Below are 26,297 nucleotides of genomic sequence, written 5' to 3'. Positions count from 1 at the left end.
GTCAGCGCGCCGTGAAAATCAGCACCGCACCCACCGGCACCGACAGACTGATGGCCGACAACCCGGCGACCTTGCGCAAGCTGTCCAGCCCCGGCGCCAGATCAAAATCCTCGGCGTTGATCACCAGTGGTTCGAGCGTGACCACCTGAAAGCGCCGGTCATCGAGGCGAGTCGCCAACAACTCGGCGTTGTACTCACGGGTTTTGCCGTGGAGGTTGACGGTCACCGGCAAGCGCAGTTCGAGTTGCGCACCGGGGGCGAGGTCGTTGATCGGGCGCAAATCAATCTGCGCAGTGATCAACGCTTCGGGAAAGGTCTGGATCTCGAACAACTCCTTGCGCATGCGTTCGTCACGCAAGGGGATGCCGCTGTTCACCGAATCCAGCTCGACTTCCACCTCGGCCAGTCCCTTGGGACTGACCTTGCCATGCAGCACCAGGAAGCGCTGCACTTCGGAAACATTGGCGTTTTTGGTGCTGACGAACGACAGCCGCGAGGATTCGCCGTCCAGGTACCAATTGGCCTGAGCCGACAAAGTAGCGCTGGCCAGCAGCACAAAGGCGAGGGTTTTGATGAGGGACCGCTTGAACATAAAGACTCGTGGGGCAGATAAACCTGAACGAACCTTAACCGCCCGCGAGCGCATTGCAAACCGCGATGACCAAACACAGCACCTGTAGGAGCCCGGCTTGCCGGCGATGGCGTCCCTGAGATCGCCATCGCCAGCAAGCCGGCTCCTACAGGTTTGGCGTGAACCTTCAACCTTGAGCACACCGCAAATCCGTAGGAGCCCGGCTTGCCGGCGATGGCGTTCCTGAGATCGCTATCGCCAGCAAGCCGGCTCCTACAGGTTTGGCGTGAACCTTCAATTCTTGAGCACACCGCAAATCCGTAGGAGCCGGCTTGCCGGCGATGGCGCCCGTAAGATCGCCATCGCCGGCAAGTAGCAATCTGTCAGGGTTGCAGACGGCAGCCTTGGTGTTCGCCGATCCATTGCGCGCTGTTGCTGCGCCCCATGCCGCTGACCGTCACGCGTTTGCCGGCGGCGTCATCGGTAAAACCGCTGAAGGGCAGCCATTGCTTCACATAGCCACGGCAATATTCGGCGTCATTATTCATCACGTATCGGCACGAGCAGTATTCCTTGGCGGTGTAGGCGCTGATGATGTCCGGGAAGGCCCATAGCGCCACACGCTCGTGCCAGATCCAGCCAAGCAAGGCGATCAGCAGGATCAACAACAGCGAACTGAACGGTCGGCGGCGGACAAACGGGCGACGGCTCATGGCTGCACCTTCCCGGCGAATGCCTTGCGCGCAAGGTTGAGCAATGCGTTGTGGCTGTAGCTACCGTCGCGGTCGTCGCCGTAGCGCACGATCACCAGTTTTTCGCTGGGGATCACGTACATCGCCTGACCCCAATGGCCAAGGGCGGCGAAGGTATCGGGAGGTGCATCGGGCCAGGGTTGTGCTGCGCCATCCACGGCGCAGTTGAGCCACCACTGACCGCCCGGAACTGCGTCGTCCTGATTCGCTTGATAGTGGGCGAAGGGCTCACGATTGAAGGTGACCCAGTCTTTGGGGAGCAATTGCCGCTCGCCCCAACGGCCGTCACGCGCCATCAACAGGCCGACTCGCGCCAGGTCGCGGGCGGTGAGGTAGGCATAGGACGAGGCAACGAAAGTGCCCGTGCCGTCGGTTTCCCACACCGCGTGGCGAATCCCCAGCGGCTCGAACAGCGCGGACCATGGATAGTCGGGATAACGCGCCGGGCCGACGATGTTTTTCAGCGCCGCGGACAACAGATTGCTGTCGCCGCTGGAATAGCGAAAAGCCTGACCGGGCTTGGCGTACTCGGCGTGATCGGTGGTGAAGGCGGCCATGTCGTGATGACCGCGGGTGTAGAGCATCGCCACCACCGAGGACTTCAACGGTGCGTACTCGTAGTCTTCCTGCCAGTCCAGGCCCGAGGCCCAGTGCAGCAGATCGGCCAGGGTGATCGCCGGGTGTTTTTCCAGCGATGGATAGAACTTCAGCGCCGGGTCCTGCAATTTGAACAGGCCTTCGCCATAGGCGACGCCGAGCACCGTGGCCATTAGGCTCTTGCTGATCGACCAGGTCAGGTGCGGCGTGTCGGCGCTGGTCGGGCCGGCGTAGCGTTCGTAGATCAACTGACCGTCGCGGATCACCAGTAAGGCGTCGGTGCGGATGCCTTTCCGGCTGATGTCATCACGGGGTGGGAAGGCGTAGGTTTCCAGGGCTTGCAGCGCCGGGCCGCTCGGGGTCGGGGTAGTCGACCATTGCTCGGCGGGCCAGGTTTCGGCCTGGGTCGAGAGGCTGAGCAGCAGCATGAAAAACAGGGACAAGCCTTTGAACATGGCGGGGGCTCGGCGGGATTGGCTTGCTGAGCCTAGTTGAGGTTTATGACAGATCTGAAATTTGTGTCGTCAATGAAGACGCCTTCGCGGGCAAGCCTCGCTCCTACAGGGACGGTGCCATCCGTAGGAGCGAGGCTTGCCCGCGAAGAGGCCCGTCAGATCGCCGCCAACGCCTTGGCCAACCGCTTGCCCCGCGCCCCCGCCGCCAAATCCATCACCGCCTGATCCCGCTGCCACATCGCCGCCCACTGTGGCGGGCCATCGGCCAATGCCTGGTTCACCTCAACCTTCAACCCGTCGAACTGCGCAAACAACCCGCCCAGCAACACATGCCCCGCCGGATTGTTCGGCGCCTGACGGCTCATTTCCGCACACCCGGCCAACAGCGCCAGCAAACGCAACTGCAAGGCCTGCGGCCAGTCGCTGTCCTGGCCGACGCCATACAACCACGCCGTCATCGCGCTCAACACATAGACGTCTTCCAGCGTTCTGAACGGTTTGACGTACGCATCCCAGCCATCCCCCGCCAGCAATTCACACAAGGCATGGTCGAGAAACAGCCGGCCATGACTGATGTCCGGCATCAGCGGGATCGGCGGGAGTTTTTCCAGGCGCACACCCGGCTCACCGGGATAAACCACCGCCAGGCTCAGGCGTGGCGACTCGCCAGGCGCTTCACTGCGCGCAGCGATCAGCAGCCAGTCGGCCGCATCGCCGGCGGTCACGAAATCCTTGCGTCCGCTCAGGCGCAGTTCGCTCAGGCGCGTCTGCATGTCCGCCACCCGCAGGCTGCGCTGTTCGGTCGCGCACAACGCGCCAAGACTCGGCGGCGCGCTCGGCCACAGCATGCGCAATGCCGCCTGATAGCCCACCAGAAACGCCAGCCCCGGTGTCGCCATCAGGCGTCCACCGCCCACCGCCAACTCAAACGGCGTGACCGTGCCCAACTGCTGCAACAAGGTCGCGAAGCCTTCACCGAGGTCCGGATTGGCGGGCAAGCGATCGCGGCGTTTCAACAGGGTTTGCCAGGGCATAAGAGGCTCCTTGTGGGCTGTCATATAAGCATCACCAAAGCTTCATGGCGATGACACCGGGGCTACATAGCCTGACTTTGCACAACACGGCCGCATAAAGAAAGTCGATCGGCTCTAACCCAAGACGGGTGACCAGCCCGCACGGAGAATCGCAATGACTCAGATCGCCCGCATCAGCGACACCGGCAATGAACGCCGCCTGCAAGCCGAACGCCTGGTGGGCGCCGAGGCCTTGCAGGAAGCCCAGGCTTTGCGCTTCAACGTGTTCAGCGGCGAGTTCAACGCCAAGCTCAAAGGCGCGGAACTGGGTCTGGACATGGATGACTATGATGTTCACTGCGCCCACATCGGCGTGCGTGACCTGAACACCGGGCGCCTGGTGGCAACCACCCGTTTGCTAGACCACACCGCCGCCAGCAGCCTGGGCAAATTTTACAGCGAAGAAGAATTCAGCCTGCACGGCCTGATCCAACTCAAAGGCCCGATCCTCGAAATCGGCCGTACCTGCGTCGACCCGGCCTACCGCAACGGCGGCACCATCGCCGTGCTCTGGGGTGAACTGGCCGAAGTCCTGAACCAGGGCGGCTACAGTTATCTGATGGGTTGCGCGAGCATCCCGATGCAGGACGGTGGCATTCAGGCTCACGCGATCATGCAGCGTCTGCGCGAACGTTACCTGTGCACCGAGAACCTGCGCGCCGAACCGAAAAAACCGTTGCCGGTTCTGGACATCCCCTCCAACGTCATCGCCGAAATGCCGCCGCTGCTCAAGGCCTACATGCGTCTCGGTGCGAAGATCTGCGGCGAGCCGTGCTGGGACGAAGACTTCCAGGTCGCGGACGTGTTCATTCTGCTCAAACGCGACGAACTCTGCCCGCGCTACGCCAAACACTTCAAGGCGGCTGTGTAATGAGCCGCTTGCGGGTGTACGCGCGGATTGCGCGAGTGTTGGTCGTGGTGGCATTGGGGTTGAGCATGGCCAGTGTCTTCGGTTTGTTCGAGCGTTTGGGCATCGCCCATTCAATGGTCCGCCGTCAGCGCTGGTCGCGATTTTTCATGGCACGCCTGGCGAATGCTCTGCCCTTTCGCGTGACCGTGCACGGTGAATTGCCGAAGGAGCCGATGCTCTGGGTCAGCAACCACGTGTCCTGGACGGACATTCCGCTGCTGGGCATGCTCACGCCGATGTCATTCCTGTCCAAGGCCGAAGTGCGCACCTGGCCGGTGGCGGGCTGGTTGGCGGCCAAGGCCGGCAGCCTGTTTATCCGCCGTGGTTCGGGTGACAGTCAGTTGATCCGCAAACAGATGACGCGCCACCTGGAGCAAGCACACCCGCTGCTGATGTTCCCGGAAGGCACCACCACCGATGGCCGTTCGTTGCGCACCTTCCATGGTCGCTTGCTGTCGGCGGCGATTGATTCGCAAGCGAAGCTGCAACCGTTGGCGATTCGTTACCTGCGCGAGGGTGAAATCGATTCGCTGGCGCCGTTCATTGGCGATGATGACTTGCTCTCGCACCTGATGCGCTTGTTTGCCAATGACCGGGGCGATGTGGAGATTCATCTGCTCAAGCCGATTGCCTGTGAGGGCCGCGAGCGTGCGGCGCTGGCGTTCGAAGCGCAGCAGGCGGTGAAGAAGGTGTTGTTTGGCGAGGTGGCGAAACCGGCAGAGCCACGGCGCCCCGGCGAACTCATCGCCGCGTAACACTGCCTTTCTGTAGGAGCGAGGCTTGCCCGCGAAGGGAACGCTGCGGTGTAACTGATATACCGCGTTATCGTTCTTCGCGGGCAAGCCTCGCTCCTACAGGTTTTGTGTCAGCGGTTCCGGGCGAAGTCCTGTAGCTGCGGGTAGAACAACCGAAAATCCTCGCTCAACGGCTCATACAACATCCGCAACTCCTGCATCGCCGCCGCCAGTTCCTCGGGCCTGGTCAGCCGCCGCGAAATCCCCCGCAGCACCTGCTCCAACACGTCGAATTCCCGGTAAGAACCCAACCAGTCATTCGCCACCATGTGCGGCGCAATCCTCGCCAGGCGTTCCGGTAATTGCGGCTCATTGGACAGCACCCGATACACGTCGCCGGTGAACAGCGCCAGCGGCCGGTCGGCATACAGCGTCCAGTCCCGCGCCAGGCAATGGTCAAAAAACACATCGAGCACGATCCCGGCATAACGCCGGCGGGTCAGGGAAAACCGCGACAACGCCACGTCCACCATCGGATGGCGGTCGGTAAACACGTCGATGCTGCGATGCAACTGGATAGCCGCCTCGATCTCCGGGTCGAACTGCCCTTGCAGCCGTCCTTTGACGAAATCGCCATACAGACTGCCGAGCAATTGACCGGGACGCTGGCCACCGAGGTGAAGATGTGCGAGATAGTTCATGCCGCCCAGCTTAACACTGCGGCATTCATATCGTTATAACCCGATATACCGATTTATGCGGTCATCAGATCAAAATCATATTTGTATATCGCGAAATACCGATTTAAAGTTCGCCTCATCGCGATATAGCGTTTTACTCATCACGAGCCCCAAGCCATGAACCTCGACCTCGACGAAATAATAAAAGCCCTGGCACACCCAGTACGGCGAGAAATCCTGCACTGGCTCAAAGACCCGGACGTCGAATTTCCCGACCAGACCCACAGCAACGAGCACGGCGTCTGCGCCGGGCAGATCGATCAACGGTGCGGTTTGTCGCAGTCCACGGTGTCCGCACACCTGGCGACCCTGCAACGCGCCGGCCTGATCAGCAGCCGTAAAGTCGGCCAGTGGCACTTTTTCAAACGCAACGAGGAAACCATCCAGGAGTTCCTCAAAACCTTCAGTAAAGAGCTCTGACCTTTAACGTCAGCAAGCCGACAAGGAATCAACAATGCCCCTCTCGCTCCTCATCCTGGCCTTGAGCGCCTTCGCCATCGGCACCACCGAGTTCGTCATCATGGGCTTGCTGCCCGATGTGGCGGCTGACCTCGGTGTGTCGATCCCCGGCGCCGGCTGGCTGGTGACCGGTTACGCCCTGGGCGTGGCCATCGGTGCGCCGTTCATGGCACTGGCCACCGCCAGGCTGCCGCGCAAGGCCGCACTGGTGGCGTTGATGGGGATATTCATCATCGGCAATCTGCTCTGCGCAGTGGCCAGTGACTACAACGTGCTGATGTTCGCCCGAGTGGTGACTGCCCTCTGCCACGGTGCGTTCTTCGGTATCGGTTCGGTAGTGGCTGCGGGCCTGGTGCCAGCCAACAAACGCGCTTCGGCCGTGGCCCTGATGTTCACCGGCCTGACCCTGGCCAACGTCCTCGGCGTGCCGCTGGGTACCGCGCTGGGTCAACAAGCCGGCTGGCGCTCGACGTTCTGGGCGGTGACCGTTATCGGCGTAATCGCCTTGATCGGCCTGATCCGTTTCCTGCCGGCCAAGCGCGATGAAGAGAAACTCGACATGCGCGCCGAACTGCGTGCCCTCAAAGGCGCCGGCATCTGGCTGTCGTTGAGCATGACCGCGCTGTTCGCCGCGTCGGTGTTCACCTTGTTCACCTACGTCGCCCCGCTGCTGGGCGAGGTGACCGGCGTCTCGCCACGCGGCGTGACCTGGACGCTGATGCTCATCGGCCTGGGCCTGACGGTCGGCAACATCATCGGCGGCAAACTGGCCGACAAAGGCTTGGCGGCGACGCTGGTCGGGGTGTTCATCAGCATGGCCGTGGTGTCCACCGTACTGACCTGGACCAGCGTTGCGCTGATCCCGACCGAAATCACCCTGTTCCTCTGGGCCACCGCGTGCTTTGCCGCCGTACCCGCCCTGCAAGTGAACGTGGTGACCTACGGCAAGGCTGCACCGAACCTGGTCTCGACCCTGAACATCGGCGCCTTCAACGTCGGCAACGCACTCGGTGCCTGGGTCGGCGGCAGCGTCATCGCCCACGGCTACGGCCTGACCAGCGTGCCACTGGCGGCCGCCGCACTGGCGGTACTCGCCCTGCTGGTGACCCTGATTACTTTCCGTCAGAGCGGTAATCCCGAACTGGCCCCTGCTACCAACTGACTCACTGATACCTCACGAGGGTGCATTTCATGACGACTATTTTCGATCCGATCAAACTGGGCGACCTCGAGTTGGCCAACCGCATCATCATGGCTCCGCTGACCCGCTGCCGCGCCGACGAAGGTCGTGTGCCAAACGCACTGATGGCCGAGTACTACGTTCAACGCGCCTCGGCCGGCCTGATCCTCAGCGAAGCCACCTCGGTCACGCCGATGGGCGTTGGCTACCCGGACACTCCGGGCATCTGGTCCAACGATCAAGTGCGCGGCTGGACCAACGTCACCAAGGCGATCCACGGCGCGGGCGGCAAGATCTTCCTGCAACTGTGGCACGTCGGCCGGGTTTCCCACGAGTCGTACCTGAACGGCGAAAAACCGGTCGCACCGAGCGCCATCCAGCCCAAAGGCCATGTCAGCCTGGTTCGCCCACTGGCCGATTACCCGACGCCGCGCGCCCTGGAAACCGCTGAAATCGCCGACATCGTCGACGCTTACCGCGTCGGTGCCGAAAACGCCAAGGCCGCCGGTTTTGACGGCGTGGAAATCCACGGTGCCAACGGTTACCTGCTCGACCAGTTCCTGCAAAGCAGCACCAACCAGCGCACCGACCAATACGGCGGCTCCGTGGAAAACCGTGCACGCCTGCTGTTGGAAGTGACCGATGCCGCCATCGAAGTCTGGGGCGCCGGCCGCGTCGGTGTGCACCTGGCACCGCGTGCAGATTCCCATGACATGGGCGACGACAACCTCGCAGAAACCTTCACCTACGTCGCTCGCGAACTGGGCAAACGTGGCATCGCTTTCATCTGCTCCCGCGAAAAAGAAGGCACCGACAGCCTCGGCCCGCAAATCAAGGAAGCCTTCGGCGGTCCGTACATCGTCAACGAACGCTTCACCAAGGACAGCGCCAACGCCTGGCTGGCCAGCGGCAAGGCTGACGCGGTCGCCTTCGGCGTGCCGTTCATTGCCAACCCGGATTTGCCGGCACGCTTGAAGGCCGATGCGCCACTGAACGAAGCGCGCCCGGAGCTGTTCTACGGCAAGGGCCCGGTCGGCTACATCGACTACCCGACGCTGTAATCGTCACCCGCTGAACCGCAAAAAGCCCCGACTCGAAAGAGCCGGGGCTTTTTTGTCGGATGCTTAGTTTTCTTTATTTAAAGTGCCGAAGCTACGAATGCCCCCTTCGTACCTTGTAAAAAAACCCGAAGTTCCTGTTTTTTTTCACTTTGATGCGTTATTGCACTTTTCTTCGACGGGATAGTCTTCGGATTTATCTGACTATTCAGGGCAATAAATCAATACACATCTGAACAACGGACTTTTCCAACTGCTGATATCTTCGATCACTCAAACAAGCTCCAGAGAGACCGAAATCATGGACGAGAAACAAAGCAAAAAGACCAACCACAATATTTCAGACATAAAACTTGAAAACACCCCAACAATCGAGAATCTTCTAACTGCCGCGTACGACAACCTTCAAGGCATGGTAGATTTAATAAAAGATACTGCCTCTACATTTGAAAATTCCATTACCAGAGAGGAAAAAATAAAAATCGAACTGAGTAATAAATTTAAAAAATTTGTAGAAGACATTGAAAACAAAGAGGCAGAAGCATGGCCTCCCCCTGACCTCCAGGACTCTGTAACAAGCGTTATTATTGCCATCTATAACGGCACTTCGGATATTTTTAAACTGAGCTACTCCAACTGGGATGCAACGACAGAACCAGAGGGCGAATACGACGTTTCGCCCTGGAGCTCCAAGTCCTACATAATGGATAGCGCACCACCCGAAGTAGGAGAAAGCGGAGTCAAAACCTACTTCACTTACACAGCAGGCGAGAAAAGTTTTGATATATTGACGCAGGTAAAAATTGAGAACCCGATACCAATATTCCCCTTCCCCGGGTTCGACACACCTGAATGGGAACTCAAAATTCGCTCCTTTGGCGACGCTTAGCCGACATACAGAACCTATATAGCCCAGCGCCTATCTGAACACCCTTATAGTTACAGAGTTGTAATTATTCTTGATTGAAACACTCACGTCCAGGCTGACGACCTGACACTGTTGGTAAAAGCCGCGCACGCCATCAACGTACTCGCACTTATCAAACGAAATATCATTGATGCGCCTCAACATGCAATGACAGCAAGCCCCATTCAACCCAATCGAAAGGAATCGATATGAACGACATCAAAGAAACCAGTAACAAATACGAAGATCTACTATCGTTTTTCAATTACACTTCCATTGGCACACTTTACAACCTGACACCACTACTATTCAGCGAAGAGAATCAGCAGGCGCTGGATGAGTTGATCGGGATCGCCCAAGTAGAATTAATCGGCTTCCTCGAAAATATTGAGTCAGTGCGCGAGTTGAATCAGAAAATCGAACAGTGGCGTCATCAAGATGAAAGTTCGAAAAACACTCGTGTGATCGTCAAACTCATTAACAACACACCGCACACGTTTAAAATCGCACAAACCAGCCTGCCTTTGCGCCCATCAGAGCGTGAGTCATTCCTGCTAGGGGCTCACGCAGAGACAGCATTCAAATCCGATTTTGCCTATACGTACGCCGCTCCGTGGCCGAAGAACAAAATCATGTTCAATCAGTTCGTGGATTTTATCGATCAGGACGTCGGGATACGTTTTGAGCTCGGCATGATCATGAACAAATCCTTCGGCGTTATTTCGCCAAGACACAGGGCAACGGTAAAAAACACCGTCACCTCCATTGGCTCATCCAAAATCAATTGCTCCACCAAAATCACCCGCATGGCAGAGGATCAGCCTTTCAACTTCGAGGTGGAAATCACACTGGGCTGAAGCAGCGACCACTGGGGATCGCTCTTACCTTTTCACATCTGCGACACAAATTTCCTACAAAATACGTAGCTCGCTACCTGTCATCCCAGAGCGCGTCCCTATATAAAAGCACCCCAGTACACCAACGCGGGCGAAGAGTTGATCTTCGCCCGCGTCTATTGACATAAACGGATCCAATTACGCATGTTGCTTCATTTTCGCAGGCTGGGACTGAAACGCAGCATGTCCAGCCCGGTATCGACCCAACGCTCGGCCTCGGTATGCAGCTGGAAACTGTCCGGTGCGAGCAACCATTGGTACAGCAGGCCATCTATATAGGCATGAATGCTGATGGCCGCACGGGCGGTGTCGAGATTTTCCGGCAGCTGCCCGCGATTCACAGCATTACGCAAGGTCAGGCCAATGCGCATGTTGCATTCGAGGCTGGCCGTTCGGCGCTGCTGGCGCAGGTCGCACATTTCATCGGTGAATTCGCACTTATGAAACAGAATCTCGTTGATGCGCCGGGTCTTGGGGTCCAGCGCAACTTCATGAAACAAATGAATCAGCAGCCGGCGCATACAGCCCAGCGGATCGAGCTCGTCTTCGCTCTCCGCGGCTTTGGCCAGCTCATCAAGGGGCTCATGCAAGCTGTCGAGCATGGCCTGCACCAGATCGGCCTTGTTGCTGAAATGCCAGTAAATGGCGCCACGGGTGACGCCGGCCAGGGTTGCGATGTCCGCCAGCGTCGTGCGGGCCACGCCCCGCTCGAAAAAGGCTTTTTCGGCCGCCTCGAGTATCTGGCTGCGGGTTTCTTGAGCTTCCTCTTTGGTGCGACGGACCATGGCAGTACAACCTCAATCAGGATGCTTCAGCGATGTCTGAATATCAGCTGAATAAAAGTGGGGCGAGCGCTCTTGGGACTCGTCCCCGGGCCTACAATTCCAACCTTGCGACGGCCTCTGTAACAGCGAGGGTACACAGCCAAGGTATTTACAAACAACCGTGAATGTAAGTATATTCCTTAGCATGCTACTTATCCACCCGGTACCCAATTTTTAACCTTCCATCTTTTCTTGTGCGTTTTTTTGCGCGCCTGACCCGAGGATTTTCATGCAATTCAAGCCAGCTGTTACCGCTCTGGTCACTGCCGTCGCCTTGGCATCGCTGCTCAGCGGATGCAAAAAGGAAGAAGCGGCACCGGCCGCTCCACCGCCTCAGGTCGGCGTTGTCACCCTGCAACCTCAAGCCTTCACCCTGACGTCCGAGCTGCCGGGTCGCACCAGCGCCTACCGCATCGCGGAAGTTCGCCCGCAGGTCAACGGCATCATTCTCAAACGTCTGTTCAAGGAAGGCGGCGACGTCAAGGCCGGCCAACAGCTGTATCAGATCGATCCGGCAGTTTATGAAGCCACGCTGAAAAGCGCCGAAGCCAACCTGCAACAGACCAAGTCGATCTCCGATCGCTACAAGCAACTGGTCAACGAACAGGCTGTGAGCCGTCAGGAATACGACACCGCACAGGCCAACCGCCTGCAATCGGAAGCCGCCCTGCAAAGCGCCCAGATCAATGTGCGCTACACCAAAGTGTATGCGCCACTGTCCGGTCGCATCGGTCGCTCCAGCGTGACCGAAGGCGCACTGGTCACCAGTGGCCAGGCGGACGCCATGGCGGTGATCCAGCAACTCGACCCGATCTACGTCGATGTCACCCAGTCCTCGGTAGAGCTGCTTGAACTGCGCCGCGAACTGGAAAGCGGTCGTCTGCAAAAGGCCGGCGACAACTCGGCGGCGGTCAAGCTGACCCTCGAAGACGGCAGCCAGTACAAGCTCGACGGCAAGCTCGAATTCTCCGAAGTCTCGGTTGACCAGACCACCGGTTCCGTCACCCTGCGTGCGGTGTTCCCGAACCCTGATCACACCCTGTTGCCCGGCATGTTCGTTCACGCCCAGCTTCAGGCCGGCGTGAATGCAGCCGCCATCCTGGCGCCGCAACAAGGCGTGACCCGCGACCTCAAAGGCTCCCCGACCGCGCTGGTCGTCGGTGCGGACAACAAGGTCGAACTGCGTCAGCTCAAGGCCAGCCGCACTGTCGGCAGCCAGTGGCTGATCGAGGACGGTCTGAAAGCCGGCGATCGCCTGATCACCGAAGGGCTGCAATTCGTCAAACCTGGCATTGAAGTCAAAGCCACTGAGGCGACTAACGTTGGCGCAAAGAACCCGGCCCCCGCACAGGCAGCTAACAAGGCTTCCAGCGGCAAAGGGGAGTAAACCATGTCGAAATTTTTTATCGACCGTCCGATTTTCGCCTGGGTAATTGCCCTGGTGATCATGCTGGTCGGGGCTCTATCGATCCTCAAGTTGCCGATCAACCAGTACCCGAGCATTGCGCCTCCGGCGATCGCCATTTCCGTGGCCTACCCGGGCGCTTCCGCGCAAACCGTGCAAGACACCGTGGTTCAGGTGATCGAGCAGCAGCTCAACGGTATCGACAACCTGCGTTATGTGTCCTCGGAAAGTAACTCCGACGGCACCATGACGATCACTGCGACCTTCGAGCAAGGCACCAACTCCGATACCGCGCAGGTTCAGGTCCAGAACAAACTGAACCTGGCCACCCCGCTGCTGCCGCAAGAAGTACAGCAGCAAGGTATCCGCGTGACCAAGGCCGTGAAAAACTTCCTGCTGGTGATCGGCGTGGTCTCGCGTGACGGCAGCATGACCAAGGACGACCTGTCCAACTACATCGTGTCCAACATGCAGGATCCGATCTCGCGGACAGCCGGCGTGGGCGACTTCCAGGTGTTCGGTTCCCAGTACGCCATGCGTATCTGGCTCGACCCGGCCAAGTTGAACAACTTCAACCTGACCCCGATTGACGTGAAAACCGCCATCGCCGCGCAAAACGTCCAGGTATCGTCCGGCCAGCTCGGCGGCCTGCCGGCCCTGCCCGGCACTCAGTTGAACGCGACGATCATCGGCAAGACCCGCCTGCAGACCGCTGAGCAATTCAACAGAATCCTGCTCAAGGTCAACAAGGACGGCTCCCAGGTTCGCTTGAAAGATGTCGCCGACGTCGGTCTGGGTGGCGAGAACTACAGCATCAACGCCCAGTTCAACGGCGCCCCGGCTTCCGGCCTGGCGGTGAAACTGGCCAACGGTGCCAACGCCCTCGACACCGCGAAAGCCCTGCGCAAGACCATCGACAGCCTCAAGCCGTTCTTCCCGCAAGGGATGGAAGTGGTGTTCCCGTACGACACCACGCCAGTGGTGACCGAGTCGATCAAGGGTGTGGTTGAAACCCTGGTCGAAGCGATCGTGCTGGTGTTCCTGGTGATGTTCCTGTTCCTGCAGAACTTCCGCGCCACCGTCATCACCACGATGACTGTCCCGGTGGTATTGCTGGGTACGTTCGGCATCCTCGCGGCGTTCGGTTTCAGCATCAACACCCTGACCATGTTCGGTATGGTGTTGGCCATCGGCTTGTTGGTGGACGATGCCATCGTCGTGGTGGAAAACGTCGAGCGGGTCATGAGCGAAGAAGGCCTGTCACCCAAGGAGGCCACCAAGAAATCCATGGGGCAGATCCAGGGTGCGCTGGTCGGTATTGCCCTGGTGCTCTCGGCGGTACTGTTGCCGATGGCGTTCTTCGGCGGTTCCACGGGTGTGATCTACAAGCAGTTCTCGATCACCATCGTCTCGGCCATGGCCCTGTCGGTACTGGTCGCGCTGATCTTCACCCCGGCGCTCTGCGCCACCATGCTCAAAGCCATACCCAAGGGCGAGCACGGCGTGCCGAAACGCGGCTTCTTTGGCTGGTTCAACCGCAACTTCGACCGTAGCGTGAAAAGCTACGAGCGTGGTGTCGGCAACATTCTGCGCAACAAGGCACCGTACCTGCTGGCCTACGTGATCATCGTCGTCGGCATGATCTGGTTGTTCATGCGTATTCCTTCCTCGTTCCTCCCGGAGGAAGACCAGGGCGTACTGTTTGCTCAGGTGCAGACCCCGGCCGGCTCGACTGCCCAGCGCACTCAGGTCGTCGTGGACGAGATGCGTGAATTCCTGCTGCGTCCAAGCAAGGATGGCGGTGAAGGCGATGCGGTGAACTCGGTGTTTACCGTGACCGGCTTCAACTTCGCCGGCCGTGGCCAGAGTTCGGGTATGGCGTTCATCATGATGAGGCCGTGGCACGAACGTAACGCCGACAACAACGTGTTCAAGGTCGCGGCCCGTGCCCAACAGCACTTCTTCACCTTCCGTGACGCCATGGTGTTCGCTTTCGCACCGCCAGCGGTGCTGGAGCTGGGTAACGCCACCGGTTTCGACGTGTTCCTGCAAGACCGCGCCGGTATCGGTCACGAAAAGCTGATGGCTGCCCGTAACCAGTTCCTCGGCATGGCGGCGCAGAGCAAAGTGCTGGCGCAAGTGCGCCCGAACGGTCTGAACGACGAGCCGCAATTCCAGTTGGAAATCGACGACGAGAAGGCCAGTGCGCTGGGCGTTACCATCGCCGACATCAACAACACCCTGTCGATTGCCTTGGGCAGTAGCTATGTGAACGACTTCATCGACCGTGGTCGTGTGAAGAAGGTTTACGTGCAAGGCCAGCCCGGCGCGCGCATGAGCCCTGAAGACCTGAAGAAGTGGTACGTGCGCAACAGCACCGGGACCATGGTTCCCTTCACCGCGTTTGCCAAGGGTGAGTGGATTTACGGTTCGCCAAAACTGGCCCGTTACAACGGCGTAGAAGCGATGGAAATCCTCGGCTCCCCTGCCCCGGGTTATTCCACCGGTGAAGCCATGGCCGAAGTCGAGGCGCTTGCCCTGAAACTGCCGGCCGGTGTCGGTATTTCCTGGACCGGTCTGTCGTATGAAGAACGACTGGCGGGCTCCCAGGCGCCGGCGCTGTTCGCGCTGTCGATTCTGATGGTGTTCCTGTGCCTGGCAGCGTTGTATGAAAGCTGGTCGATTCCGATTGCCGTCGTGCTCGTGGTGCCACTGGGGATTATCGGTGCGTTGATGGCCACCAGCCTGCGGGGTCTGTCCAACGACGTGTACTTCCTCGTGGGTCTGTTGACCACCATCGGTCTGGCGGCGAAAAACGCCATTCTGATCGTCGAGTTCGCCAAGGATCTGCACGAACAGGGCAAGAGCTTGCAGGAGGCTGCCATCGAGGCTTGCCGCATGCGTTTGCGCCCGATCATCATGACCTCCCTGGCGTTCATTCTCGGCGTGGTACCTCTGGCCATTTCCAGCGGCGCCGGCTCGGGCAGCCAACACGCCATCGGTACCGTGGTAATTGGCGGTATGATCACCGCCACCGTATTGGCGATCTTCTGGGTCCCGTTGTTCTTCGTCACCGTGTCGGCCATGGGTCAGCGAAAAATCGCCGATCAGGACGACGCTATTGAACCTTCTAAAGAGGCTGGCTAATGAGCAAGTCGCTACTCTCCATCGCAGTCGCGGCCTTCGTGCTGAGCGGCTGCTCGCTGATACCCGATTATCAGCAGCCTGAAGCACCGGTGGCCGCCCAGTACCCGCAAGGCCCGGCGTATTCGCCGGCCCAGGCGCCGAACCAGGCCGCCGCTGAACAAGGCTGGAAGCAGTTTTTCCATGACCCGGCGCTGCAGCAGCTGATCCAGCTGTCCCTGGAAAACAACCGAGACCTGCGTGTCGCGGCGCTGAACATCGACGCGTTCGCGGCGCAGTACCGCATCTCGCGCGCCGACCTGTTCCCGGCGGTTTCGGCCAACGGTACCGGCAGCCGTCAGCGGGTTCCGGCTGACGCTTCACAGAGCGGTCAGGCAGGCATCACCAGTTCCTACTCGGCCACCGTCGGCATCAGCGCCTATGAACTCGACCTGTTTGGTCGGGTTCGCAGCCTGAACGAAGAAGCCCTGCAGAAGTACTTCGCCACTGAAGAAGGCCGTCGCAGCACACAAATCAGCCTGGTGGCCAGCGTGGCGAATGCCTACCTGACCTGGCAGGCCGACAAAGAGCTGCGCAAGCTGACTCAGGACACCCTCGCTGCATTCGAGGAGAGCTACAAGCTCACCGCGCGCAGCAACGAAGTGGGCGTAGCCTCGGCGCTGGACCTGGCGCAGTCGCGCACTTCGGTGGAAAACGCCCGTGCGCAACTGGCCCGTTACACCCGCCAGGTGGCCCAGGACGAAAACAGCCTGGTGCTGCTGCTCGGCACCGGCATCCCGGCCAATCTGCGGGAAGCCAGGCCGCTGTCTGACGATTTGCTGAGCGACGTACCGCCTGGCCTGCCGTCGGATCTGCTGCAACGTCGTCCGGACATTCTGCAAGCCGAATACAACCTGAAAGCAGCCAACGCCAACATCGGCGCGGCGCGCGCAGCGTTCTTCCCGAGCATCAGCCTCACCGCCAATGCCGGTACGTTGAGCCCGGACCTGTCCGGCCTGTTCAAGGGCGGTTCGGGCACGTGGTTGTTCCAGCCGCAAATCAACCTGCCGATCTTCAACGCCGGCAGCCTGCGCGCCAGCCTGGATTACTCGAAAATCCAGAAAGACATCGGCGTAGCGAACTACGAGAAGTCCATTCAAACGGCCTTCCAGGAAGTCGCCGACGGCCTGGCCGCCCGCCAGACCTACACCGAGCAGTTGCAGGCCCAGCGTGATTTCGTCACCGCCAACCAGGACTACTACCGTCTGGCCGAGCGTCGTTATCGCATTGGCGTCGACAGCAACCTGACCTTCCTCGATGCCCAGCGTCAGCTGTTCAGTGCCCAACAGGCGCTGATCACCGACCGCCTGGCGCAGCTGACCAGCGCAGTGAATCTGTACAAGGCACTGGGCGGTGGCTGGAACGAGCAGACTGCGAAAGTCGAGCCGCTGAAAGAAGAAGCGCCGAAGCTGAAGTTGTTCTGATCGAGTTGCTGTAAACACGAAGCCCACCGTTTGGTGGGCTTTTTGTTGGCTGCTGGAAAAGGTTTGTTGGCAATGCAGGCCCCTTCGCGGGCAAGCCTCGCTCCTACAGGTTGCGTGTCGATCACAAAATGTGTGAACCCCGCTAACCCGTAGGAGCGAGGCTTGCCCGCGAAGGGGCCGGAACAGACAACACAGAAATCGGTCATCTTGCGTTCGATAATCGCCCAAAACCCGCTTTTACCAATTGAACCATCCAGTTCATTCCCCGCACCATTCGCCACACAAAACCAATAACAACAGGTTCGACACCATGCCCCCGCGCCCCGCCCTGTCCGGCTGATCTCGCCCCGTTTCATTTGAATTCGAATCTTTTTGTCTGCAACCCGACGGTTGCGGCATCGCCCCGTTTCATCTCCAAGAATTAGAGAGACCGAGCCCATGACGCCTTCCACTTATTTCGTTCCCAGCCTGATCGCTCTCGCACTGGCCGGCGCCGCCCTGCCCGCCACGGCCGAAGAGGCGGGTTTTGTCGAAGGGGCCAAGGTCAACCTGAACCTGCGCAACTTCTACATCAACCGCAACTTCACCAACCCGACCAAGGCACAGGGCAAGGCTGAAGAGTGGACGCAAAGTTTCATCCTCGACGCCAAATCCGGGTTCACCCAAGGCACCGTCGGCTTCGGCATGGATGTGCTGGGGCTGTACTCGGTAAAACTCGACGGCGGTAAAGGCACCGGCGGTACGCAGTTGCTGCCGCTGGACCACGATGGTCGCCCGGCGGACAACTTCGGTCGCACCAACGTGGCGTTCAAGGCCAAGCTGTCGCAGACCGAAGTGAAGGTCGGCGAATGGATGCCGGTGCTGCCGATCCTGCGTTCGGACGATGGCCGCTCGCTGCCACAAACCTTCCGTGGCGGTCAGATCACCTCAAAGGAAATCAACGGCCTGACGCTCTACGGCGGCCAGTTCCGCCAGAACAGCCCGCGTGACGACAGCAGCATGAACGACATGTCGATGACCGGCAAAGCGGCGTTCACCTCCGACCGCTTCAACTTCCAGGGCGGCGAATACCTGTTCAACGAGAAGCGCACCCAGATCGGCCTGTGGAACGCCGAACTCAAAGACATCTACAGCCAGCAATTCGTCAACCTGACCCACAGCCAACCCATCGGCGACTGGACCCTGGGCGCCAACCTCGGTTTCTTCTATGGCAAAGAAGACGGCAGCGCCCGTGCCGGTGATCTGGACAACAAGACCTGGTCGGGGATGTTCTCCGCGAAGTACGGTGGCAACACTTTCTATGTCGGCCTGCAAAAACTCACCGGCGACAGCGCCTGGATGCGGGTCAACGGCACCAGCGGCGGCACCCTGGCCAACGACAGCTACAACTCCAGCTATGACAACGCGCGGGAAAAATCCTGGCAGGTGCGTCACGACTACAACTTCGTTGCGCTCGGCGTACCAGGCCTGACCCTGATGAACCGCTACATCAGCGGCGAAAACGTGCACACCGGCACCATCACCGACGGCAAGGAATGGGGCCGCGAAAGTGAACTGGGCTACACCGTGCAGAGCGGCGCGCTGAAGGACCTGAACGTCAAATGGCGCAACTCGACCATGCGCCGCGATTACAGCAACAACGAGTTCGACGAGAACCGGTTGATCATCAGCTACCCGATCAGTTTGTTGTAAGCCTCAGCGCCAGCGTTGACTCCTTGCGGGAAACGCTGGCGCTGACCACTGGTCGCGATGACTGGCGAATTATTGAACCGCAGATACAGTCATCAAGACGTTCAAGTTCTCCAGCCTGATGTAGGAGCCCCCATTTTCTTCCGTTATCTCCGGATGCTGTACGCGAAGCTGCCATGACCACGGAGGTCAGGTATGAGCAAGCGAATAGTTATCGTAGGTGGCGGCGTCGGTGGAACAATGCTGGCCAATCAACTGGTCAACAAGCTGTATCCAGAAATCCTGCGCGGCGAAGTCCTGATTACCCTGCTGTCCAACTCCCCCGATCACTACTACAAACCTGCGTTCATGTACGTGGCGTTCAACCTGTTTTTTCAGGAAGAACTCAAGCGCCCGGAACGCTCATTGCTGCGCCCGGAAATCACCTTCAACGTTGAAGAAGTGACGCGTTTCAATTTCGCGGGGCAATGCCTCAAGACCCGCAGCGGCAAAGTCTACGACTACGATTTTCTGGTCATCGCCACCGGTTGCGTGCCCGCCCCGGAACGCATCGAAGGTTTGAAAGAAGGCGGCGACCACTTCTATCAATACGACCCGGCCCGGCAACTGGCGCAGAAGCTGAGCACCATCGAAAAAGGCCGGATCTTCATAACCGTGTCCTTCCCGCAAACGCCCAACGTGCCGCATCAATGCGGCATCGCACCCGTCGAAACCACCTTGATGCTTGATGATTATTTGCGGCGTCGGGGTGTGCGAGACAAAGTGGAAATCGTCTACACCTACCCGACCACGGCCCAACTCCTGCGTAATTGCCTGTTCCTGCAACGACCGACAGGGGAAATTCTGCCGAGTATTTTCGAGCAGAAAAACATCCGTTTTCAGCGTGGGTTCACCCTGGACCGTGTCGATCCCGACAGCAAAATTGCCTACTCCGCAGAAGGCGACTCGCAGCCCTATGACATCCTGATGGCAACGCCGCCGATCAGCGCCGTGGATGCCGTGCTGGAGTCCGGAGCGTCACAAGCGCCCAATAACGAAGGCTGGCTGCCCACCCACCATGAAACCCTACAAGTCTATGGTCTGGAAGGCGTCTACGTGATCGGCGACACCTGCGATCTGCCGGTGAGCAAGGCCGGTGGCGCGTGCCATAACCAGGCACCGGTGATCGCCAACAACATTGCCGCTGAAATCCGTCTTGGTGGTCCCATCGATGTCTACGACGGACGGGTCCAGGCCGTCGCGCAAATGGGCCTCTATGCCGGCATGCCGCTTTGGTACAACTACATGCGCGACGTTCTGCCAACTCCACCGACCAAACTCGGTGGCCTGCTCAGACACGGCTTCAATCATGGCCTGTACTGGGCGGTTGCCCGGGGCATGCTGTGACGGGTTCAGGGAGACAAACACAATGACAAACCTGACAGATGAAACCCTCGCCATCGGCACGGCCGACAGGTCGGAGGGACACGATGCCTTGATGGCAAAACTGCAACCACTGATCGATGGAGGGCGACTGGATAACCTCGTCGATTTGCTCTCGTTGACCTCGGACATGGTCGACCTGCTGGACGCGGCCATGGTGGAAAAACTGGCGCGGTTGTTCGAAAACGCTACGGCGGCCACCTGGACCGTCAGTAACGCCGTGCGCATGGCCCACGCCGAAGTCGCCGCCGCCCCGGAACCACCGGGGGTCTACGCCTTGATCAAACTGCTGAACGAGCCGGACACACGCAAAGGTGTGGCTGTTGTCCTGAAAACCCTGAACGTCATCGGAAGACAACTGTAACCGCCAGAGAGGGCCACCTCATGAGCGTCAAACTTGATAAGGCAGGGAGCGCCTGCACGCACTGGGACGCCAAGGCGTACCAGCAGTTTTCGCGCCTCAGGCAACGACCGGTCAATGAATTGCTCGGTCGTGTCGAACTCAAATCGCCCCAACGTATTTATGACTTGGGGTGCGGCACCGGCATCGCCACGCAACTGCTGGCCAAGCGTTGGCCTCGCGCGCAGTTGCAGGGCATCGACAGCTCCGGACAAATGCTCGACGAAGCCCGCCGTCTGCCCATCAAGGCGGTGTGGAAACAGTGTGACCTGCTCGACTGGCAGCCCGAACAGCCAGCAGACCTGCTGTTCGCCGCCGCCGTTTTGCACTTCATCAAGGATCACCATCAACTGCTGCCGCGACTGCTCGGGCAGCTCAACCCAGGCGGTTGCCTGGCAGCGCACATGCCCGACTGGCGGGATGCGTTGTGGTATCGGTTGGTGCTCGACACGCTGGAAGACGCGGGGGCTTGTGGTCAACCGTTAGGCACGGCGCAACTGCGCGAGACCATGGCCGCACGAACGCTCTTGTCGCTGGAGGATTACTACCGCCTGCTCGCCCCGATTTGCGAAACCCTGGACATCTGGGAGACCGAGCAATTGCAGGTGGTCTGCGGCCAATCGCCGATCTATGACTGGGTCAAGGTCTCGGCGCTGCGACCAGTGATGCAGGCACTCAAGCCCGACGAACAGGCGCGCTTCATCTACCACTACCTGATGCGCATACACGCGCATTACCCGCCGGAGAGCGACGGGCGAACGCTGTTTCCGTTCAAGCGCATATTCATCGTCGCGACGGTGTAACGCATGACATTGCCTTCGCGGGCAAGCCTCGCTCCTACAGAGGTTGTGATAATCCTGTAGGAGCGAGGCTTGCCCGCGAAAGCGTCAATTCATGCACCGCAAATCGCGAACATTATTCCCGGGACTCGACGCCCAACTCGTCCCAAACCGACTCGGCCAAATGAAACGTCGCATTCGCCGCCGGGATGCCGCAGTAGATGGCGCTCTGCATGATCACTTCCTTGATCTCGCCACGGGTCACGCCATTGTTGGCGGCGGCACGCAGGTGCAGTTTGAGCTCGCCCTCACGGTTCATGCCGATCAACATGGCGATGGTGATCAGGCTGCGAGTGTGGCGTGGCAGGCCAGGTCGGGTCCAGATGTCGCCCCACGCGTGGCGGGTGATCATCTCCTGAAACTCCGAATTGAACTCGGTCAGCGCGTTCAGGCTGCGGTCGACATGGGCGTCGCCGAGGACTGCACGGCGGACGTTCATGCCCTCGTCGTAACGTTGTTTCTCGTCCACGGATGTTCCCCTCAATGACCCAGCAAAAAAGCGAGAACGCGATCACTGAACGCATCGCCGGCCTGCACGTTGGACAGGTGCGCCGCGTAGAACTCGGCGTACTCGGCACCCGCCACATGTTCCTGGATGAAGTGCCCACCGGACGGCGGCGTGACCGCGTCTTCGGTGCCGGCGATCACCAGCAGCGGCACTTTGATCAAGGACAGCTGATCACGGAAATCGGCATCGCGCACGGCAGCGCAATTGGCTGCGTAGCCTTGCGGTGAAGTGGCCGCGAGCATGTCGGTAATCCGTTTCGCCGCCGCCGGATTGGCCTCGGAAAAGTCCGGGGTAAACCAGCGCGCAATCGACGCATCACGCAGGGCAACCATGGCCGCCGCGCCGTCACGCAGCACGGTTTCGATGCGCGGGTTCCAGATCGACGGGTCGCCGATTTTCGCGGCGGTGTTGCACACCACCAGTTTGTTCAATCGATCACCGGCATTGATGCCCAGCCACTGGCCAATCAAGCCGCCCATCGACAAGCCGCAGAAATGCGCCTTCTCAATGTGCAACGCGTCCAGCAGCGCCAGCACGTCTCGGCCCAGTTGCTCGATGCTGTAAGGCCCCGGCGTGACCAGGGATTTGCCGTGGCCACGGGTATCGAAACGCAGCACCCGGAAATGCTCGGTGAACGCGGCAATTTGCGCGTCCCACATGTGCAGGTCGGTGCCCAGCGAGTTGGACAGCACCAGCACCGGCGCATCGACCGGGCCATCGAAGTGCGGCCCTTCAATTTGGTAGTGCAGTTCGCCCTCGGCGAGTTGTACGAAAGCCACAGCAGTCTCCTTCAGGCAGTTAACGCAGAATGTTCAGCCACCGCTCGCTCGACCCAGGTACGGGCCTGTCCGAGGTAGTGAGCGGGGTCCAGCAGATGATCGAGTTCAGCGGCCGAGAGCTCGGCGGTCACGTGCGGCTCGTCGCCCAGCACCGCGCGCAAATGCCGTTGCTCGGCCACGGCGCGCTTGCAGCACTGCTCCAGTAAATGATGCGCGGTGTCGCGGCCGACCCGTTGCGCGAGAACAATGCTCACCGCTTCGGCCAGCACCAGGCCTTGGGTCAGGTCGAGGTTGCGGGCCATGCGCTCGGCGTCCACTTCCAGTCCGTCTGCCACCAGCAATGCCTGCTTGAGGCTGCCGGACACCAGGCAACAAATCTCCGGCAGGGTTTCCCACTCGGCATGCCACAGGCCGAGGCTGCGCTCGTGCTCTTGCGGCATCGCACTGAACAGGGTCGAGAGCAGACCGGGAACCCGTGTTGCAGCGCCGATCAGCACGGCGGCGCCCACCGGGTTGCGTTTGTGCGGCATGGTCGACGAACCGCCCTTGCCCGGCGCCGAGGGTTCGAACACTTCGCCCGCTTCAGTCTGCATCAACAAGCTGATGTCGCGACCGAGCTTGCCGAGGCTGCCGGCGATCAATCCCAGCACCGAACCGAACTCCACCAGGCGGTCGCGTTGGGTGTGCCACGGTTGGTCGGGCAACGTCAGGTGCAGCTCCGTGGCCAGCGCGTCGGCAATCGGCAGCGCTTGCGCACCGAGGGCCGCGAGGGTCCCGGAGGCGCCGCCGAATTGCAGCACCAGCAGGCGCGGTTTGAGTTCTTGCAGGCGTTGACGGCTGCGGGTAACGGCGCCCAGCCAACCGGCGATCTTCATGCCCAAGGTGACCGGCGTTGCGTGCTGCAACCAGGTGCGACCGGCCAGCGGCGTGGCGACATAACGCTGGGCTTGCGTTGAAAGGGTTTCGCCCAGTTGCGCCAGATCGCTCTCAATCAGTTCCAGCGCCCGGCGCAATTGCAGCACCAGACCGGTGTCCATCACGTCCTGGCTGGTGGCGCCCAGATGCACATAGCGCTCGGCTTCGGCATCGGTGGTCGCGATCTGTTTGCCCAACGCTTTCACCAGCGGAATCGCCGAATTGCCAGCCGTGGCAATCGCCTCGCCGAGGACGGCGAAATCGTAGTGCCCGGCGCGGCAGGCCGCTTCGATAGGCGCCACTGCCGCCTGCGGAATCAACCCGAGATGCGCCTCGGCGCGGGCCAGCGCCGCTTCGAAATCGAGCATGGCCTGAACCCGGCCCTGATCGCAAAACACCTCGCGCATATCGCGCGCAGTGAAATAGGCATCGAACAATTGATTGCCCGGTCGCTGGTTCATAAACAGTCCCTGGAGGCGCGGGCCGCTTGGGCCCGCGGGTGTGGATCAAAGGTCGTTTTCTAGATACTTCGCATGTTTGGGCAGACGCAGGCTGAACAGGAACGCTATCGCCATCATCAACGTCACGTACCAGTAGAAGGAGTTTTCCATGCCGACCGCTTTGAGGCTCAAGGCTACATACTCCGCTGAACCACCGAATATTGCATTCGCCACCGCGTAAGCCAGGCCAACACCCAATGCACGCACCTCAGGCGGGAACATTTCGGCTTTTACCAGACCGCTGATCGAGGTGTAGAAACTGACAATCGCCAGCGCCAGGGTAATGAGCACGAAGGCCAGGAACGGACTGGTGACGCTTTTCAGGCTGAGCAGAATCGGCACGGTGCACAGCGTGCCGAGTGCGCCAAACCACAGCATCGAGCTCCGGCGGCCGATCCTGTCCGAGAGCATGCCGAAGATCGGCTGCATGCACATATAAAGGAACAGAGCGCCGGTCATGATGTAGCTGGCGGTCTTGGCATGCATGCCGGCGGTGTTCACCAGGTACTTCTGCATGTACGTGGTAAAGGTGTAGAAAATCAGCGAGCCGCCGGCGGTGTAACCGAGCACGGTAATGAACGCGGCCTTATGGTCGCGGAACAGCGCGCGGATGCTGCCGGCGTCCTTGTTCTCGCGCATTTCCTTGCTGGTGGTTTCTTTCAGCGAACGACGCAGGTACAGCGAAACCAATGCCGCCATGGCACCGACCACGAACGGAATCCGCCAGCCGTAGGCACGCAGGTCATCCTCGGTGAGGAACTGTTGCAGCACCACCACCAGCGACACCGCCAGCAGTTGCCCGCCAATCAAAGTCACGTACTGGAACGAGGCGAAGAAACCGCGCTGGCCCTTGAGGGCGACTTCGCTCATGTAGGTGGCGGTGGTGCCGTATTCGCCGCCCACCGACAGGCCCTGGAGCAAACGGGCGAACAGCAGCATGATCGGCGCCCAGACGCCGATGTCCTTGTAGGTCGGCAGGCAGGCGATGAGCAACGAACCGAAGCACATCATCAGAATCGATATCAGCATCGAATTCTTGCGCCCGTGCTTGTCCGCGACGCGACCGAAAATCCAGCCGCCAATCGGGCGCATCAGGAACCCGGCGGCAAACACGCCCGCGGTGTTGACCAACTGCACCGTGGGGTTGTCGGACGGGAAAAAGGCAGGGGCGAAATAGATCGCGCAAAAGGCGTAGACGTAGAAGTCGAACCATTCGACGAGGTTGCCGGACGAGGCGCCGACAATCGCGAAGATCCGTTTGCTGCGCTCTTCGCCGGTGTATAGCGCGGTTGAAGCGATTGGCGTTGTCATTGTTTTTCACTCAATGGGGACAGTGAGAGTCTAGACACACTTTGCAACAGTCCCGTTCCACACGAACATTTGGTGGCGTACTTATGGACGCCTTCGCGGGCAAGCCTCGCTCCTACAGGTTTAGTGCCGCTCACAAAATGTGATGACCAAATCAAAACCTGTAGGAGCGAGGCTTGCCCGCGAATGATCTCAAGCCAACTCAATAATCGAAGAACACCGTCTCCGCGTCCGTGCCTTGCAGAATCACATTCCACTGGTAAACACCGGTCGCATCCTGCTTCGCCAGCAAGGTATTGCGGCGTTCGGCTGGCACGCACTCCAACAACGGGTCGGCGACGTTGGCCGGTTCGCCATCAAAGTAGATCCGCGTCAGCAAGTGCTTCACCAGCCCGCGAGCAAACACCAGCACCACCAGGTGTGGCGCCTGGGTCGAACCTTTCAGGCCTTCCACTGTGCCCGGTTTGATCGTGGTGAAGCGGAAGCGCCCTTCGGCATCCACCGGGATCCGGCCAAAGCCTTCGAAGTTCGGGTCCAGCGGTTTGGCCTGATCGTCTTCGGGATGGTCGTACTTGCCGGCGGCGTTGGCCTGCCAGACTTCCAGCATCGCATCGTTGACGATGTCACCGTTGCCGTCGATGACTTGCCCGGTGATCGCCACGCGCTCGCCCAGGGTTTGTTCGACGGTCAGGTTTTCGCGGTTCAGCCAGGTCAGGCCGATGTGGTAATACGGCCCGACGGTGTGGGACGTGGTCGCAGTCAGCGTCAT

At 59.8% G+C, this 26,297-nt stretch carries 25 protein-coding genes; 14 read left to right on the top strand and 11 right to left on the bottom strand.

Annotated features, from left to right (window positions below; translation table 11 throughout):
• Position 1: 1 nt before the first annotated feature.
• From IB245_RS22175 to IB245_RS22160, 4 genes are all read right to left on the bottom strand, one after another.
• Entirely contained in the window at positions 2-592 is a 591-nt protein-coding gene (locus IB245_RS22175; protein WP_192228662.1) for a YceI family protein, read from the bottom strand.
• Positions 593-954: 362 nt separating this feature from the next.
• Positions 955-1,284, bottom strand: coding sequence for an amidase (locus IB245_RS22170; protein ID WP_192228661.1), 330 nt, complete (start codon positions 1,282-1,284; stop codon positions 955-957).
• Positions 1,281-2,375: a serine hydrolase domain-containing protein gene (locus IB245_RS22165; protein WP_192228660.1), complete on the bottom strand. Its 1,095-nt coding sequence runs from the start codon at positions 2,373-2,375 to the stop codon at positions 1,281-1,283. The genes IB245_RS22170 and IB245_RS22165 overlap by 4 nt, the downstream gene beginning before the upstream one ends.
• A gap of 155 nt (positions 2,376-2,530) precedes the next feature.
• On the bottom strand, positions 2,531-3,409 hold the full coding sequence (locus IB245_RS22160) for an acyl-CoA dehydrogenase (protein WP_008039481.1): 879 nt from the start codon (positions 3,407-3,409) through the stop codon (positions 2,531-2,533).
• A gap of 154 nt (positions 3,410-3,563) precedes the next feature.
• On the opposite strand from IB245_RS22160, the gene olsB reads away from it, so the two are divergent.
• A complete protein-coding gene (gene olsB, locus IB245_RS22155) occupies positions 3,564-4,319 on the top strand; it encodes an L-ornithine N(alpha)-acyltransferase (protein WP_008025682.1) in 756 nt (251 codons plus the stop codon).
• A complete protein-coding gene (locus tag IB245_RS22150) occupies positions 4,319-5,113 on the top strand; it encodes a lysophospholipid acyltransferase family protein (protein WP_192228659.1) in 795 nt (264 codons plus the stop codon). The genes olsB and IB245_RS22150 overlap by 1 nt, the downstream gene beginning before the upstream one ends.
• 110 nt (positions 5,114-5,223) lie before the next feature.
• Here the strand turns inward: IB245_RS22150 and IB245_RS22145 are convergent, their stop codons facing one another.
• Positions 5,224-5,793 (bottom strand): ACP phosphodiesterase, encoded by a 570-nt coding sequence (locus IB245_RS22145; RefSeq protein ID WP_192228658.1) that lies wholly within the window; start codon positions 5,791-5,793, stop codon positions 5,224-5,226.
• Positions 5,794-5,949: 156 nt separating this feature from the next.
• Here IB245_RS22145 and IB245_RS22140 point away from each other — a divergent pair, with 156 nt between their 5' ends.
• The 5 genes from IB245_RS22140 (at position 5,950) to IB245_RS22120 (ending at position 10,293) form a co-directional block, all read left to right on the top strand.
• Entirely contained in the window at positions 5,950-6,252 is a 303-nt protein-coding gene (locus IB245_RS22140) for an ArsR/SmtB family transcription factor (RefSeq protein ID WP_008025677.1), read from the top strand.
• A 34-nt stretch (positions 6,253-6,286) separates the two neighbouring features.
• Positions 6,287-7,453: an MFS transporter gene (locus IB245_RS22135; protein WP_192228657.1), complete on the top strand. Its 1,167-nt coding sequence runs from the start codon at positions 6,287-6,289 to the stop codon at positions 7,451-7,453.
• 29 nt (positions 7,454-7,482) lie between these two features.
• On the top strand, positions 7,483-8,532 hold the full coding sequence (locus tag IB245_RS22130; protein ID WP_192228656.1) for an alkene reductase: 1,050 nt from the start codon (positions 7,483-7,485) through the stop codon (positions 8,530-8,532).
• Between the two features lie 298 nt (positions 8,533-8,830).
• Positions 8,831-9,418, top strand: a complete 588-nt coding sequence (locus IB245_RS22125; RefSeq protein WP_192228655.1) for a hypothetical protein — start codon at positions 8,831-8,833, stop codon at positions 9,416-9,418.
• 227 nt (positions 9,419-9,645) lie between these two features.
• Positions 9,646-10,293, top strand: coding sequence for a hypothetical protein (locus tag IB245_RS22120; RefSeq protein WP_192228654.1), 648 nt, complete (start codon positions 9,646-9,648; stop codon positions 10,291-10,293).
• A gap of 191 nt (positions 10,294-10,484) precedes the next feature.
• Here IB245_RS22120 and emhR read toward each other — a convergent pair whose 3' ends face one another.
• Positions 10,485-11,117 carry an efflux system transcriptional repressor EmhR gene (emhR, locus tag IB245_RS22115; RefSeq protein ID WP_192228653.1) on the bottom strand — a complete coding sequence of 211 codons (633 nt, stop codon included), beginning with the start codon at positions 11,115-11,117 and terminating at the stop codon, positions 10,485-10,487.
• 268 nt (positions 11,118-11,385) lie between these two features.
• Here emhR and emhA point away from each other — a divergent pair, with 268 nt between their 5' ends.
• The 7 genes from emhA to IB245_RS22080 all read left to right on the top strand — a co-directional run bounded on the left by emhA (position 11,386) and on the right by IB245_RS22080 (position 21,482).
• Complete coding sequence (gene emhA / locus IB245_RS22110; RefSeq protein ID WP_008025666.1) at positions 11,386-12,543, top strand: efflux RND transporter periplasmic adaptor subunit EmhA; 1,158 nt, start codon at positions 11,386-11,388, stop codon at positions 12,541-12,543.
• Positions 12,544-12,546: 3 nt separating this feature from the next.
• A complete protein-coding gene (gene emhB, locus IB245_RS22105; protein WP_008025664.1) occupies positions 12,547-15,708 on the top strand; it encodes an efflux RND transporter permease subunit EmhB in 3,162 nt (1,053 codons plus the stop codon).
• Entirely contained in the window at positions 15,708-17,168 is a 1,461-nt protein-coding gene (gene emhC, locus IB245_RS22100; RefSeq protein WP_192228652.1) for an efflux RND transporter outer membrane subunit EmhC, read from the top strand. The genes emhB and emhC overlap by 1 nt, the downstream gene beginning before the upstream one ends.
• Positions 17,169-17,606: 438 nt before the next feature.
• Positions 17,607-18,860, top strand: coding sequence for an OprD family porin (locus IB245_RS22095; RefSeq protein WP_192228651.1), 1,254 nt, complete (start codon positions 17,607-17,609; stop codon positions 18,858-18,860).
• Between the two features lie 192 nt (positions 18,861-19,052).
• Positions 19,053-20,243 carry an FAD/NAD(P)-binding oxidoreductase gene (locus tag IB245_RS22090; protein WP_192228650.1) on the top strand — a complete coding sequence of 397 codons (1,191 nt, stop codon included), beginning with the start codon at positions 19,053-19,055 and terminating at the stop codon, positions 20,241-20,243.
• A gap of 22 nt (positions 20,244-20,265) precedes the next feature.
• Entirely contained in the window at positions 20,266-20,643 is a 378-nt protein-coding gene (locus tag IB245_RS22085) for a DUF1641 domain-containing protein (protein ID WP_192228649.1), read from the top strand.
• A gap of 20 nt (positions 20,644-20,663) precedes the next feature.
• Complete coding sequence (locus IB245_RS22080; protein WP_192228648.1) at positions 20,664-21,482, top strand: methyltransferase domain-containing protein; 819 nt, start codon at positions 20,664-20,666, stop codon at positions 21,480-21,482.
• 112 nt (positions 21,483-21,594) lie between these two features.
• Here IB245_RS22080 and pcaC read toward each other — a convergent pair whose 3' ends face one another.
• From pcaC to pcaG, 5 genes are all read right to left on the bottom strand, one after another.
• Entirely contained in the window at positions 21,595-21,987 is a 393-nt protein-coding gene (gene pcaC, locus IB245_RS22075; RefSeq protein WP_008025653.1) for a 4-carboxymuconolactone decarboxylase, read from the bottom strand.
• A gap of 11 nt (positions 21,988-21,998) precedes the next feature.
• Positions 21,999-22,805: a 3-oxoadipate enol-lactonase gene (gene pcaD / locus IB245_RS22070; RefSeq protein WP_192228647.1), complete on the bottom strand. Its 807-nt coding sequence runs from the start codon at positions 22,803-22,805 to the stop codon at positions 21,999-22,001.
• Positions 22,806-22,816: 11 nt separating this feature from the next.
• Positions 22,817-24,181 (bottom strand): 3-carboxy-cis,cis-muconate cycloisomerase, encoded by a 1,365-nt coding sequence (locus tag IB245_RS22065; RefSeq protein ID WP_192228646.1) that lies wholly within the window; start codon positions 24,179-24,181, stop codon positions 22,817-22,819.
• A 45-nt stretch (positions 24,182-24,226) separates the two neighbouring features.
• Positions 24,227-25,531, bottom strand: a complete 1,305-nt coding sequence (locus IB245_RS22060; protein ID WP_008039437.1) for an MFS family transporter — start codon at positions 25,529-25,531, stop codon at positions 24,227-24,229.
• Positions 25,532-25,730: 199 nt separating this feature from the next.
• The gene (gene pcaG / locus IB245_RS22055) at positions 25,731-26,297 is read right to left on the bottom strand and encodes a protocatechuate 3,4-dioxygenase subunit alpha (RefSeq protein ID WP_008025646.1); all 567 of its coding nucleotides are present in this window, start codon (positions 26,295-26,297) and stop codon (positions 25,731-25,733) included.

The sequence above is a fragment of the Pseudomonas sp. PDM02 genome (assembly GCF_014852285.1).
In the GTDB taxonomy this organism is placed as follows: domain Bacteria; phylum Pseudomonadota; class Gammaproteobacteria; order Pseudomonadales; family Pseudomonadaceae; genus Aquipseudomonas; species Aquipseudomonas migulae.
This window is presented reverse-complemented; position numbering and strand designations above follow the sequence as displayed.